This is a genomic window from Comamonadaceae bacterium M7527 (assembly GCA_021044545.1).
In the GTDB taxonomy this organism is placed as follows: domain Bacteria; phylum Pseudomonadota; class Gammaproteobacteria; order Burkholderiales; family Burkholderiaceae_C; genus RS62.
Genome location: CP087990.1, coordinates 1827202 through 1840781, shown reverse-complemented (window position 1 = coordinate 1840781; position 13580 = coordinate 1827202). Strand labels below are relative to the sequence as shown.

9 protein-coding genes, 3 pseudogenes and 1 riboswitch are annotated in these 13580 nt (G+C 56.8%); of the genes and pseudogenes, 7 read left to right on the top strand and 5 right to left on the bottom strand.

All coding sequences use genetic code 11. The features are described from left to right. Nucleotides 1-43: 43 nt before the first annotated feature. A riboswitch (S-adenosyl-L-homocysteine riboswitch) is annotated at nt 44-155 on the bottom strand. A gap of 68 nt (nt 156-223) precedes the next feature. Beyond that, nucleotides 224-886, bottom strand: a complete 663-nt coding sequence (gene leuE, locus LN050_08875; protein ID UFS55879.1) for a leucine efflux protein LeuE — start codon at nt 884-886, stop codon at nt 224-226. A 548-nt stretch (nt 887-1434) separates the two neighbouring features. Here leuE and LN050_08870 point away from each other — a divergent pair. Next, nucleotides 1435-2511: a cytosine permease gene (locus LN050_08870; protein ID UFS55878.1), complete on the top strand. Its 1077-nt coding sequence runs from the start codon at nt 1435-1437 to the stop codon at nt 2509-2511. Between the two features lie 238 nt (nt 2512-2749). Here the strand turns inward: LN050_08870 and LN050_08865 are convergent. Continuing rightward, nucleotides 2750-3815: pseudogene (locus LN050_08865) on the bottom strand (homocysteine S-methyltransferase family protein). A gap of 114 nt (nt 3816-3929) precedes the next feature. Between LN050_08865 and LN050_08860 the strand changes: the two are divergent. From LN050_08860 to recQ, 3 genes and pseudogenes are all read left to right on the top strand, one after another. Further along, nucleotides 3930-4745, top strand: coding sequence for an SDR family NAD(P)-dependent oxidoreductase (locus LN050_08860; GenBank protein ID UFS55877.1), 816 nt, complete (start codon nt 3930-3932; stop codon nt 4743-4745). 51 nt (nt 4746-4796) lie between these two features. Then, the gene (locus LN050_08855; protein ID UFS55876.1) at nt 4797-5189 is read left to right on the top strand and encodes a rhodanese-like domain-containing protein; all 393 of its coding nucleotides are present in this window, start codon (nt 4797-4799) and stop codon (nt 5187-5189) included. Nucleotides 5190-5193: 4 nt separating this feature from the next. After that, nucleotides 5194-7055 (top strand): annotated as a pseudogene (gene recQ, locus LN050_08850) (DNA helicase RecQ). Nucleotides 7056-7086: 31 nt separating this feature from the next. Here the strand turns inward: recQ and kynA are convergent. Both kynA and kynU read right to left on the bottom strand, forming a co-directional pair. Then, nucleotides 7087-7926: a tryptophan 2,3-dioxygenase gene (gene kynA / locus LN050_08845; GenBank protein UFS55875.1), complete on the bottom strand. Its 840-nt coding sequence runs from the start codon at nt 7924-7926 to the stop codon at nt 7087-7089. After that, on the bottom strand, nt 7923-9203 hold the full coding sequence (kynU, locus tag LN050_08840) for a kynureninase (GenBank protein UFS55874.1): 1281 nt from the start codon (nt 9201-9203) through the stop codon (nt 7923-7925). The genes kynA and kynU overlap by 4 nt, the downstream gene beginning before the upstream one ends. 367 nt (nt 9204-9570) lie before the next feature. On the opposite strand from kynU, the gene LN050_08835 reads away from it, so the two are divergent. Both LN050_08835 and LN050_08830 read left to right on the top strand, forming a co-directional pair. After that, the gene (locus LN050_08835; protein ID UFS55873.1) at nt 9571-9717 is read left to right on the top strand and encodes a hypothetical protein; all 147 of its coding nucleotides are present in this window, start codon (nt 9571-9573) and stop codon (nt 9715-9717) included. Nucleotides 9718-10063: 346 nt separating this feature from the next. Continuing rightward, nucleotides 10064-11900 (top strand): annotated as a pseudogene (locus LN050_08830) (phosphoenolpyruvate carboxykinase (GTP)). A gap of 84 nt (nt 11901-11984) precedes the next feature. Here the strand turns inward: LN050_08830 and LN050_08825 are convergent. Then, nucleotides 11985-12491, bottom strand: coding sequence for a hypothetical protein (locus LN050_08825; GenBank protein ID UFS55872.1), 507 nt, complete (start codon nt 12489-12491; stop codon nt 11985-11987). A gap of 101 nt (nt 12492-12592) precedes the next feature. Here LN050_08825 and LN050_08820 point away from each other — a divergent pair, with 101 nt between their 5' ends. Continuing rightward, on the top strand, nt 12593-13564 hold the full coding sequence (locus tag LN050_08820) for a LysR family transcriptional regulator (GenBank protein ID UFS55871.1): 972 nt from the start codon (nt 12593-12595) through the stop codon (nt 13562-13564). Nucleotides 13565-13580: the final 16 nt, after the last annotated feature.

Here is a 13580-nt window from a genome sequence, read left to right as displayed (position 1 = left end):
GTTGATTTTGATTCACAGCGGGCCTCACCTGATGGCGCATAAGTTCAGGCGAGCGCCGTTGCTACGGTTGCGTATGCAGGCCACATGCTTGCTGCGCAACGGTTCGCCAAGCCTGACACCCCACTGAGTGAGGCGATGCAGCGCTCCTTGGCAACCAACCCAGCATTTTAACCGCTGCGCTTGTGGCCGTGCATCACAACGGCAATGCGTCAAAGCGAGACGGCTATCCGGCCAAACGCACGCCAAACGCAATAAACATCATGCCCACCACCCCCGTTAACAAGGCGCTTAGGCGTTTGCGCTGGGCAAAGGCTTGCGCCAACTTCACGCCGCCAACGATGAGCGCACTCAAGTACACCAAACTGGCGCACTGCACGATGGCACCCAATACGGCAAAGCTGATACCGGGGTTAGGGTAGCTGTGGTCTACAAACTGCACAAAAAACGAAATGAAAAAGAAAATGGCCTTGGGGTTTAACAAGCTCACCACCAAGGCTTTGCGATATACCGCCTTGGGCGTGTGCTCTGGCACAGGCTTTAGGTCTTTCATCATGGCTTGCACGCCACCGGCTGTGCCGCGCGCAGCTCGCCAGCCTTGAATGCCGCCCCAAATAAGCTTTAAGCCCAGCCACGCCAAGTAGACCGCACCAGCCCACTTGATGGCGTGAAACACCGCCGGATATGCATTGAGCACAGAGGCCGCGCCAAAAACAGTGAGCAACATCAACAGGAGGTCGCCGGTAAAAATACCCGCTGCACCCGCGTAGCCCATACGCAAACCTGAACGCGTGGCCACAGTCAGCACGTACAGCGAGTTGGGCCCAGGCAGCAACACAATGGCAATGGTGCCCGCCACGAAAACGCCAAGGTCGGTAATGCCAAACATGTTGTGCGCCTGATAAGCGTTGTAGTAAATGTTGAATCGACTCGCCAGTCTAAGGCCAAGCGTGTCGTTACACACCGCAACTGTTTATGTAACTATTTTTATATATAAAATGGGATTTTATCCGTAAAACAAGGGGAAATACCCTGATTATTGAATGCTTTTTATTTCACTATTGAGGCCTGCTCGCGTTAAACTTTGCTTCACATTTTGTATACGCAATTAAATACAAATGTCCTGACCAACAACACGTCATGCACGCACTGCCTCTTTAAAGGCTGACCACGGCATATGACGACTTAAGGAGACAGACATGCAATCCAACGACAACAGCGCGTTAAGCCCAGTCACCAGCCAAGAGAAAACGTGGGGCTGGTTTGCCATATTCAATGTGTGGGCCAACGACATCCAATCATTGTTTGGCTACACCCTGGTCGCCTCTTTGTTTGTTTCATTCGGCGTTAGCGGCTGGACGGCCTTTGCCGCCCTCATCGCCGCAAGCCTGTTTGTGATGTGCATGGTCAATTTGTCCGGCGCAGCCGGCGAGCGCTATGGCATTGCATACCCAGTGTTTGCAAGAGCCAGCATGGGCACTGCGGGCGCCAAACTACCAGCTGTATTGCGCGGTTGTTGCCGTGTTTTGGTACGGCGCACAAGTCTACTTTGCATCAACCGCTTTGGCACTGCTCATCAAATCCCTCACTGGGGCCGAAACTGGCGATGCACTGTTTTTAGGCCTCAGTGGTATTGACTGGGTCGCCTTCTTGTTTGTATGGGTGTTCCACATACTGATTTTCTGGCGCGGCATGGGCTGGGTTGAAGGTTTCCTGAACCTGGCTGGCCCATTTGTGTACGCCGTCATGACTGCCTTGGTCATTGTGCTGTGGTCCATGTCAGATGGACAGTTGTTTTCAGCGGCGCAAAACATCTTTGCCAACCCTGAAGGCACTTGGAAAACCGAGCTATCTGGCTTTGTAGCCATCTTTGGCACCATGGTGGCTTACTTCTCTGCTGTGATGATCAACTTCAGTGACTTCTCACGCTTTTCCAAAGACAAGAACGCCATGGTTAAAGGCAACTTCATGGGTTTGCCTTTGAATATGATTTTGTTCTCTGCCTTGGCCCTGCTCACAACCGCCGGTGCAGCTGTGGTGTACGGTGAGGCCATCATCAACCCAACAGAAATTGTGGCACGCACCAACAGCGTGTTCTTGAGCGTCATTGCTGCCATGACATTCTTTGCCGCCACCGTCGGTATCAACTTGGTCGCCAACTTCATTCCTGCAGTGAACGGCATTGCCAACCTGTCACCCAACACCATTGGCTTTCGCAAGGCCGGTCTGATCACATCCGGCTTCGCCTTGGTGATTGGTGGCTTGTGGACAGCAGTGATCAGCCAAATCGGTATTGGTGGTTTTGTCAACACGCTGGGTGCCACGTTGGCGCCGCTGTTCGGCATTTTGATTGTGGATTACTTCGTGGTTCGCAAACAAGTCTTGAGCCAGGAAGACCTCTACAACATGGACGGTGGCAAGTACCACTACAAAAACGGCTGGCACGACAATGCTGTGATTGCCTTCGCCATTGGTGCCGTCTTTTCTGTGGCCACCGTCTGGTTGCCCAGTTGAGCGACTTGTCTGGCTACGCATGGATTATTGGTGCCGCATTAGGCGCTGCCGTTTACTTCATACGCACCAAACATATAAAGCTTTCTTGAGACAAAGCCTGACTACCCAAGTCTAAGTCTGCGCACACGGCCCGACTGCCATTGGCAATCGGGCTTTTTTTCGCCTACAAGACACACCACGACCAACGCTTTTATGTAGCAAAGACCCTGGCGACATGCCCAGCGGCAGGCTGCTGCGTTTAAGCCGCTTCGCGGTATGCCGCCCACGTCACATCCCTTGCCTTTTCAGGCCTGACCGCATCACCAATGGCGGCGATGTGCTCGGGGGTGGTGCCGCAGCAGCCGCCCACAATGTTCACCAAGCCTTGCGCGGCAAACTCATGTAGCAAGCGACTGGTCACTTCCGGGGTTTCATCAAAACCGGTATCGCTCATGGGATTGGGCAGGCCCGCGTTGGGGTAGCAGCTGATGTAAGTGCCCTGGGCCACTTTAGCGCTCTTGTATGTAGGGGCGCATCAGCGTAGCCCCCAGGGCGCAGTTCAGGCCCACGGCCAGTGGCTTGACATGGCGCACGCTGGCCCAAAATGCGGTCACGGTTTGACCGCTCAACACACGGCCTGAGGCATCGGTCACCGTGCCACTGATGATGACAGGCAGGCGCTCACCAGTGGCATCAAAAAATTCTTCAATCGCAAACAACGCCGCCTTGGCATTAAGCGTGTCAAAAATCGTCTCGACCAACAGCACGTCTGCACCACCGTCAAACAAACCCTGCACTTGCTCGTAATACGACGCGCGCAGCTGCTCAAAGGTAACGTTGCGCGCGCTGGGGTCGTTCACATCCGGGCTGATGCTGGCGGTTTTAGGCGTGGGACCTAAGGCACCCACTACAAAACGCGGCTTGTCAGCCGTGGCATATTTATCGCAAGCCGCGCGTGCCAACCGGGCAGAGGCGACATTCATTTCGTAGGCCAAGTTGGCCATGTCGTAGTCTTCTTGGGCAATGCGTGTGGCACCAAAGGTATTGGTCTCTATCATGTCCGCGCCAGCGGCCAAGTAGCGCTCGTGCACATCGGCAATCACGTCCGCACGCGTGAGGCTTAGCAACTCGTTGTTGCCCTTCACGTCTCGGTGAAAATCTTTAAATCGCTCACCACGGTATTGCGCTTCACCCAGCTTAAAACGCTGAATCATGGTGCCCATGGCCCCGTCCAAAATAGCAATGCGCTGCGCCAAAATAGCTGGCAGCGCAGCACCTCGGGTATAGGCTTGGTCAAAAACGGCAGGAGTAGCAATAGCGGTCATGGCGCTATTGTAGAAAGTTAATGCACACACCATGCGGGCGTGGTGGAATTGGCTGCGCTTAAAAACCTTGCGCGCCATAACGCCGCCCATCAAAAACCACCACAGGACAAGGCCATGACCACGCCCAAAACCATACTCATAACAGGCGCCAGTGACGGCATTGGCCTGGCCACTGCCCACAAACTGGCGGCGCAAGGACACTGTTTGCTGCTGCATGGACGCAATGCGGACAAGCTGGGCGCCGCGGCTAAAGCGCTGTCAGCCTTGCCCGGCGCGGGTCCTATCAGCACCTACGTGGCCGATTGGTCCACTCTCGGGGCAGTAGACCAACTGAGCGTAGCCGTTGCCAACCAACACAGCCAGCTTGATGTGTTGATCAACAACGCAGGCATCTTAAAGACACCCAACACGCGCACCGCTGACGGCCTAGACATGCGGTTTATGGTCAATACCATTGCGCCTTACCGCCTGACACAGCGCCTGCTGCCGCTCTTGAGTGCCTCATCACGCGTGGTCAACCTGTCGTCAGCGGCGCAAGCACCTGTGAACTTGGACGCACTGGCTGGACGTTTGGCACTGGATGACATGCCCGCCTACGCGCAAAGCAAACTGGCCCTCACCATGTGGTCACGCCACATGGCGCAGCAACGCAAGGGAGTGGGCCCATTGGTGGTGGCGGTTAACCCAGGCTCACTGCTGGCCACGCGCATGGTGAGCGAAGGGTTTGGCATAGCCGGATCCGACGTGGGCATAGGCGCAGACATTGTGTGCCGGGCTGCCTTATCTGACGAGTTTGCAAACGCGAACGGCTTGTACTTTGACAACGACGCCAAACGCTTTGCCAACCCGCACACAGACGCGCTGAATGAGCACAAGTCCAGCGCCGTGGTGCACGCCTTGGAGACAGTTTTGCAACAATTGGCCACCTAACGCACAAAGCCAGGCAAGTGCACCGCCACAATGCCGGACAATAGAGGGCTTATGAAACACTTGCAGCCAAAAGAGGCCTGGGCGCTGATGCAGGCCAACCCCAACGCCTTGATGATAGACGTGCGTATGGAGATTGAGTCGCTATACGTGGGTCGCCCCCCGGGCGCAATCAACGTGCCGTGGTACGAGTACCCGGAACTCACGCCACACCCAGAGACCTTTGTGCGTTTGGTCAGCGACGAGGCACAAGACAAAACACGCCCTGTGGTGCTTATTTGTCGCAGTGGCAAACGCACACTTGACGCAGGCAACGCACTAGAGGCAGCAGGCTTTACCGACGTCATCAATGTGGTGCACGGCTTTGAAGGCGAGCTCAACGACAGCTTTCACCGCTCATGCATCAACGGCTGGCGCTTTGACGCCTTGCCATGGGAGCAGCTGTAAGCCCGTGTCTACAACAGCCAGCACGGAAGTAGCCAGCAGTACACCGTTGGATGTATTGCACGAGGTCTTTGGTTTTGACGCCTTTAGAGGCCCACAAGCCGACATCATCAACCACGTTGTAGACGGCGGCGATGCGCTGGTGCTTATGCCCACAGGTGGCGGCAAAAGCTTGTGCTACCAGGTGCCCGCCATCGTGCGCCAGCGCGCCGGACATGGTGTGGCCGTGGTGGTGTCGCCCCTTATTGCCTTGATGCACAACCAAGTGGGTGCACTGCATGAGCTGGGTGTGTCGGCGGCGTTTTTAAACTCCACACTGACATGGCCGCTGCGCGCGAGGTTGAGCAACAAATGCTGCGTGGCGAACTCACGCTGTTGTACGCCGCACCCGAGCGCATCACCACACCGCGCTTTATGGCGCTGCTCACCAGTTTGTATGAACGTGGCCAACTGAGCCTGTTTGCCATTGATGAGGCGCACTGCGTCAGCCAATGGGGGCACGACTTTAGACCCGAATACCGCGCCATGTCCATGCTGCATGAGCAGTTTGCAGGCGTGCCACGCTTAGCACTCACAGCCACGGCAGACGACCTCACGCGCCAAGACATGGTGCACCACCTGGCGCTGCATGAAGCACGCCAATTTGTCAGCAGCTTTGACAGGCCCAACATCAGCTACCGCATCACTGAAAAACGCGACGCCATGGCGCAGTTGCTGACGTTTATTCAAACCGAATTTGCCGATGATGCAGGCGTGGTGTACTGCCAATCGCGCCGACGCGTTGAAGAAGTGGCCGAGCAGCTGGCGCGCGCCGGTGTTAACGCATTGCCTTATCACGCGGGCATGGAAGCCGCCGTTCGCCAGCGCCACCAGGACCGCTTTTTGCGCGAAGACGGTGTCGTAGTGGTGGCCACCATTGCATTTGGCATGGGTATAGACAAGCCAGATGTGCGGTTTGTGGCGCACATGGACATGCCCAAAAACATAGAAGGCTACTACCAAGAAACGGGGCGGGCCGGACGCGACGGCGAGCCTGCTGTCGCCTGGATGGCCTATGGCTTGGCAGACGTCATCAACCAGCGCCGCATGATTGATGAAGGTGTTGCCAGCGAGGAATTCAAGCAAGCCTTGCGCGGCAAACTTGACGCACTGCTGGCGCTGGCCGAAGCCACCGACTGCCGCCGCGTGCACTTATTGAACTACTTTGGCGAGCACAGCACGGCTTGCGGCAATTGCGACAACTGCCTGAACCCACCCCAGGTGTTTGACGCCACCGAAGCGGCGCGCAAGCTACTCAGTACCATTTACCGCTTTCAGCAAAGCTCGGGCATGGCCTTTGGCTCAGGCCATTTGCTGGATGTGTTGCGCGGCAAAGTCACAGACCGGGTCAACCAATACCAGCACGACAAACTGAGCACCTTTGGCATAGGCAAAGACATGAGCGAGGCGCAGTGGCGTGCCTTGCTGCGCCAACTGGTGGCCAATGGCGCTGTGGTGGTAGACAGTGGCATGTACAAGACACTGCAACTGGGTGAGCCCGCGCGCGCGCTGCTGCGTAACGAGTCACAAGTATGGCAACGCGTGGCCACCGCCAGTAAAGCAAGCCCCTCACGCAGCAACGCCCGTGCGGATGACAGCGACCTGGACGCCCATGCCCAAGGCGTATTTGCCGATCTCAAAGCCTGGCGCGCCGAAGTGGCACGTGCACACGACTTGCCGGCCTATGTGATTTTCAACAACAACACGCTGAAAGCCTTGGCGCAACTCAGACCCGGTAACGCCTATGAGCTGGTCGGTGTGCCAGGGATTGGCACCAAGAAGTTGGAGGCTTATGGCGACGAGGTGTTGAGGGTGATTGCTGGGCGTTGATGCAGCTGCGTTGGCAGTCAAACAGCACCCCCTACAACTCTGCCCTAACCTGCCAAATCTCTGGGAACAACACCACGTCCAACATCGCCTTTAAGTAGCCGGTACCACTGGTCCCACCTGTGCCTTTGCGCACACCAATCACCCGCTCAACTGTGGTCAAGTGTCTGAACCGCCACAGCCTAAACGTATCCTCAATATCCGTGAGCTTCTCGCCCAGCTGATAAAGCGTCCAATACTGTTGCGGGTTCTGGTAGACCACCTTCCAGGCGGCCTGTACATTGGCGCTGCTGGTGTGGCTTTTAGTCCAGTCGCGTTGCAAGTGCTGGGCATCAATGGGCAAGCCTGCCTGGGCGAGCAAACCAATGGCAATGTCATAAAGCGACGGCGCTTCAAAGGCCTGTTGCACCATGGCCAGCAACTCTGGCTTGTGGGCGTGGGGTTTGAGCATGGTGGCGTTCTTGTTACCCAGCAAGAACTCGATGCAGCGGTATTGCGCGCTTTGAAAGCCGCTTGAATGGCCCAGGTAAGGGCGTAAGGCGCTGTACTCTGGCGGCGTCATGGTCGCCAGCACATCCCACGCGCCCACCAGCTGCGCCATGATGCGGCCCACGCGCGCCATCATCTTGAACGCTAGGTTTGACTCACCTTCTTGCAAGGCTTGCAAGGCTGCGCGCAACTCGTGCAACATCAGCTTCATCCACAACTCGCTGGTTTGGTGTTGCACGATGAACAGCATTTCGTCGTGCACTGGCGACAGTGGGCGCTGCGCATTCAAAATGTCGTCCAGATGCAAGTAGTCGCCGTATGTCATATCTGCGGCGTAGTCCAGCTTGGCGCCTTCGCGCGCCACGATATCCTGGGGCTTGTTCATGTCACCACCTGTGTGCGGTTGAATTCTGGCCGTTGCCAGGCATTGCTTTGCAGCACGTGCACCAAATGATCAATGGCATCAAAGGCATCTACATAGCGTGTGTACAGCGGCGTAAAACCAAAGCGCAGCAGATCTGCCTCGCCGTTGGCGCCGCCCGCTCTAAAGTCACCCACTACGCCTCTTGCTATCAACGCTTGCATCATCGCCAAGCCACCGGTTGGTGCGGCCAGGCTGACTTGTGAACCACGCTGTGTGTGTGCTACAGGTGTGACGTTGTGCAAGCCAAACGCTTTGCAACGCTGCTCGCAAAGCTGCAAAAACAAGTCTGTCAACGCCAACGATTTGCTGCGAATAGCAGCCATGCCACCTAATGCACCGACTTGGTCAAACACATCAAGGCCGCAACCCATGGCCGCCATCGCCAACATGGACTGCGTGCCGCACAGGTACTGGTCGATGCCTTGTTGGGGCACGTAATTGGCATCAAACGCAAAAGGCAAGGCATGGCCCCACCAACCACTAACGGGTTGGCGCGTCTGATTGACCACACGTGCATTGGCCCACACAAATGCGGGCGCACCCGGGCCACCATTCAAATACTTGTAGCCGCAACCCACGGCGTAGTCGGCGTCTGCACCGTTTAGGTCAACCGGCACGGCGCCTGCGCTGTGGGCCAAGTCCCACACCATCAGCGCGCCCACATCGTGCGCCGCCTTGGTAACCCCAGCCATGTCGTACATGGCGCCTGTGCGGTAGTTCACATGCGTGAGCATGAGCACCGCCACGTCATTGGTGAGTGCACCGTCCAGGTTTTGTGCCGTGGTCAGTTCAAGGCGCAAATCGTATTGTCGGCATACCGACTGTGCGATGTACAAGTCTGTGGGGAAGTTGCTAGCCTCGCTCAGCAACACGCGCTTGTCTGGATGTTGTTGACCAGCGAGTTCAGCAGCGGCGCACAACACTTTGTACAAATTGACGCTGGTGGTATCCGTAACCACCACCTCACCCGCGGCTGCGCCCACCCAAGGCGCCAGGCGATTGCCAAGCTGTTGCGGCGACACAAACCAGCCCGCTTTGTTCCAGCTTTGAATCAAGTCTTGACCCCACTCTTTGGTCACAACCCTGGCCACCGCGGCGGCTGTCGCTTTGGGCAACGCACCCAAGGAGTTACCGTCCAGGTAGATAGTGCCTGCTGGCAAATCAAAGGCGTCGCGCATGCTGCGCAATGGGTCTTGTTGGTCCAGTTGTTCGCAGTGGTCGCGGGTGATGGTCGTCATGTCGCAATGGCTTTTGGTTGATGTAAACAGTAAGAAACCAGACCAAGCGGCCTGGCATGACAGCGCTACAGGCTGATAGTCGCCGGGTGTTGAATGGTCTAGCACCAGCTTGGTGGGTATAGCGGTGGACGGTAGCACCGGCAGTTGGCGCGTGGTGTCGCTTATTTCCAACGTGCAGCCCTAGCCACCACCGCGACCCGTCTGAATGGCGCGCAACGCTGCTGCGGCCCAAAAACGGTGGCGTGTTGCAAAGACGCCCTTTATGACTGCCAGGGAATCTGCACTGCAAAGTGTTACCTGCAAGCTTTACGCTAAAATACAGCGTTAGAAAGACCTCTCTTGGTCTAACCCACTTTTGGAGCTAGCCATGTCTGCAAACAACAATGACCACCACACCGCGCACGCTGAGGAAGATGTCGTTGAAAGTATTGTTCACAAAATGCCAGTGGTACTGCCTGTTGCCGGTGCCATTTTGATGTTTTTGTTGGCGTTTATTGCCGTGTTTATGGCCTAAAGCCTGCGTGCTTTCGCAAAGACCAGCACGGGTGCAGTGCTGGTTTTTTTTCGCCTGTGCAACGCAGGTAAAACCTACATTTTGGCTTATAAAGCCATGCATTTTTTGCATGTAACCGCTTGGTAACCAAGCCCCGCACTCCCTAAAATGAAAAAGTTGCGCTCACAGCGCAGACTGCTTTGGCATACAGCCAGCACTGTCTACCCTGGTGCTTGGTCTTGGCCCATTCGCAAACCTCATCTGGTTTGCGCGTTCCTATACGGCTAGTGACTAAACAACGCCCATTTTGCGCGCTGCAAGTGGCATGAGCTGGTGCGCTGTTTATTCATTTATGGAGAACCACCGCATGAGCACGCCCACCGTCAACATCAACGCGCCAGCGTACGTCCAGCACACCAAGCTATTGGCCTGGGTACAAGACATGGCCAACCTCACCCAGCCCGCCAACGTGCACTGGTGCGACGGCAGTCAAGCCGAATACGACGCGTTGTGCGATCAAATGGTAGCCAGCGGCACCATGAAGCGCCTAAATGCAGCCAAGCGCCCCAACTCGTTTTTGGCCTGCTCTGATCCATCGGATGTAGCCCGCGTTGAAGACCGCACCTTCATTTGTACTGACGACAAGCTAGACGCCGGCCCCACCAACAACTGGATGGCACCAGATGACATGCGCGCCACCCTAGACCCCTTGTTTACGGGCTCTATGGCTGGACGCACCATGTACGTGGTGCCATTTTCAATGGGTCCATTGGGCTCGCCCATCGCACATATTGGCGTAGAACTGTCAGACAGCCCCTACGTCGCCGTGAACATGCGCTTGATGACACGCATGGGCAAGGCCGTACTAGACGTATTGGGTGCAGACGGCGATTTTGTACCCTGCATGCACACGGTAGGCGCCCCCTTGGCCTCTGGCCAAGCAGACGTGGCCTGGCCTTGCAACCCAGACACCAAATACATTGTGCATTTCCCTAAGACGCGCGAAATCTGGTCATACGGCTCTGGCTACGGCGGCAACGCCCTGCTGGGCAAAAAGTGTTTTGCGCTGCGCATTGCATCCACAATGGGTCAAGCCCAAGGCTGGTTGGCCGAGCACATGCTTATTCTGGGCGTGACCAACCCCCAGGGCAAAAAATACCATGTGGCCGCCGCCTTCCCTAGCGCATGTGGCAAAACCAACTTTGCCATGCTGATACCGCCAGCCGGTTTTGAGGGCTGGAAAGTCACCACCATTGGCGACGACATCGCCTGGATTAAGCCAGACGCCAACGGCCGCTTGCGTGCCATCAACCCTGAGGCGGGCTACTTTGGTGTAGCCCCTGGCACCAACATGCAGACCAACCCCAACTGCATGAAGAGTCTTGACCGCGACGCCATTTTCACCAACGTGGCCCTCACAGACGACGGGGACGTATGGTGGGAAGGCATGGGCCCAGCGCCTACGCACGCCATTGACTGGCAAGGCAAGGATTGGAGCCCAGCCATTGCGGCAGAGACAGGTGCCAAAGCGGCCCATCCCAATGCGCGCTTCACTGTTGCTGCCACCAACAACCCTGCACTGGACGAGGCGTGGGACGACCCAGCAGGCGTTGCCATTGACGCGTTTATCTTTGGTGGCCGCCGCTCTACCACCGTGCCACTGGTTACAGAGGCGCGCAACTGGACCGAAGGCGTATACATGGCTGCCACCATGGGCTCTGAAACAACCGCTGCTGCCTTTGGCGCACAAGGCGTGGTGCGCCGCGACCCGTTTGCCATGCTGCCATTTGCCGGCTACAACATGAGATTATTTCCAGCACTGGCTCAACATGGGTGAACAGCTTGGCAAGAAGGGTGCAACCCTGCCCAGGATTTTCACCACCAACTGGTTCCGCAAAGGCGATGACGGCAAGTTTGTATGGCCCGGCTTTGGCGAAAACATGCGCGTGCTCAAGTGGATGATTGACCGCATTGAAGGCAAGGCCAGCGGTACCGAACACATGGCAGGTGTAACGCCCAGCTACGCCGACTTGCACTGGGAAGGCCTTGACTTCAGCACCGCACAGTTTGATGCGGTCGCCAGTATTGACAATCAAGCGTGGCGTGAAGAGTTGGGCTTGCACCAGGCATTGTTTGACACACTTGCGCACAACTTGCCAAAGGCCTTGGTGGACACCAAAGCCGCTTGGGCAGCCAAGCTGTAGCGCGCGCTGCGGCGAAAACCGCAGACGTAAAAAAGCCGCTTGAGCATCACACTCAAGCGGCTTTTTTATTACTACGCTTTAGATTCAGATGTAGTACAGGTTGGCCAAACGCTGGCGTGTCGCAATAGCGGTTGGCTGCACAACAGGCTTGGTAACTGAAGAAACCATGCCCAAAGGCGCCAGTGCTTCGTCAAATGTTTCGCACTGGTCGCCAGCACGTGCGCGCGCAGCGTTGAGTTCAGCCATGATGCGTGGGTCACGCTCGGCCATTTCCAGAAAACGGGCTTGTGAGCGCTGCTCGGCCAAATGGGCAGCGTAGCGGTTGGCCACAGCTTGCAAACGCAAAGCCGCGCGGCGTGCGACTGGACGCAAACCTACAAAAGCCACAAATACAACGGCCCACATCATCAGCCAGGCCAACATGATGTAGTTTTCTGTAAGAACACTGATATAGCGGTCAGCCAGTACCACCGCCAGGGCGGTAACAGCAGCCAACAAGGCTGCCGTCAGTGCCGGCGCCTGTGGGCGTGGTGAGCGGGCTGGACGTAAAGCTGCGGCAGTATGAATGGCGGGTGCGGTATTGGTGGTCATTGTGTTTTCAAGAGGTATCAAAGCAATGCCGCAAGTCTAGGGTAAACCCTATATAGTTGCCAATTTATCTTTGTAATAGATACCATTCATAATGTGAATGTATGTCCTCTAATGCACTCTTGCCAGCCAAGCCCGTCAACTTTCGCCAGCTGGACCTGAACTTGCTGCGCGTGTTTGACGAGGTAATGTCTGAGCGCAACCTCACACGCGCCGGCGACAACCTCGCCATGACGCAGCCAGCAGTCAGCAACGCCTTGCGACGCCTGCGCGAGGCGTTGCAGGATGACTTGGTCAAACGCAGCGGCTACGGCATTGAACCAACGCCCAAAGCCTTGGCCTTATGGCCCGCCGTACGCGGCGCGCTGTCAACGCTGCGCGAATCCATTGCGCCCGGTCACTTTGATCCGGCAACCGCAGGCGACACCTTTATATTGGCCATGTCAGACGCCACCGCCGCCAAGCTCATGCCCGCAGTGGTGGACACACTCAACACCCAAGCACCAGGTGTAAGCCTGCGTGTACTGCCACTGACCACGCGAGACCCCAGAGCGCTGCTGGATAGCCGCGAGGCCGATATGGCCATTGGCCACTTTCCGGGCGTGATGGCCGAGCTGTCTGCCGTACACCTGCAAGAGGCTACGCCCAGCTATGCGCTGCAACGCCTGTACAGCGGACGCTATGTGGTGGTGATGCGCCGCGAACACCCCATGGCCGCACTGCCGGGCTTAAGCCTTGACGACTACTGCAACGCACGGCATTTGCTGGTGAGCTTCTCGGGAAGACCTTTTGGCTTTGTGGACGAAGCGCTGCGCATGTTGGGCAGGCAACGCCGCGTGGTGATGACAGTCAACCAGTTTTTCACCGCCGGGCGCGTGGTAGCCAGCTCGGACCTGGTCACCGTGTTACCCGCTCACTTTGTGGACACCACAGGCATGGGGCGTGCCCTGGTGCAGCGCGAGCTGCCCCTTAAGGTGCCCGAAGTGCACGTAGACGCTTTATGGCACAGACACAGCAGCCAAAACCCGGCACACCAATGGCTTCTTAAAACCATGGCCTTGAGCGCGCAGATGTAGCCCCCACGCGGCAATG

Coding starts and splice junctions, on each gene's coding strand:
- kynA (UFS55875.1), bottom strand. CDS start 7,926: ATGAACAAGCCCCAGGATATCGTGGCGCGCGAAGGCGCCAAGCTGGAC.
- LN050_08860 (UFS55877.1), top strand. CDS start 3,930: ATGACCACGCCCAAAACCATACTCATAACAGGCGCCAGTGACGGCATT.
- LN050_08870 (UFS55878.1), top strand. CDS start 1,435: ATGGCATTGCATACCCAGTGTTTGCAAGAGCCAGCATGGGCACTGCGG.
- leuE (UFS55879.1), bottom strand. CDS start 886: ATGTTTGGCATTACCGACCTTGGCGTTTTCGTGGCGGGCACCATTGCC.
- LN050_08855 (UFS55876.1), top strand. CDS start 4,797: ATGAAACACTTGCAGCCAAAAGAGGCCTGGGCGCTGATGCAGGCCAAC.
- kynU (UFS55874.1), bottom strand. CDS start 9,203: ATGACGACCATCACCCGCGACCACTGCGAACAACTGGACCAACAAGAC.
- LN050_08835 (UFS55873.1), top strand. CDS start 9,571: ATGTCTGCAAACAACAATGACCACCACACCGCGCACGCTGAGGAAGAT.
- LN050_08820 (UFS55871.1), top strand. CDS start 12,593: ATGTCCTCTAATGCACTCTTGCCAGCCAAGCCCGTCAACTTTCGCCAG.
- LN050_08825 (UFS55872.1), bottom strand. CDS start 12,491: ATGACCACCAATACCGCACCCGCCATTCATACTGCCGCAGCTTTACGT.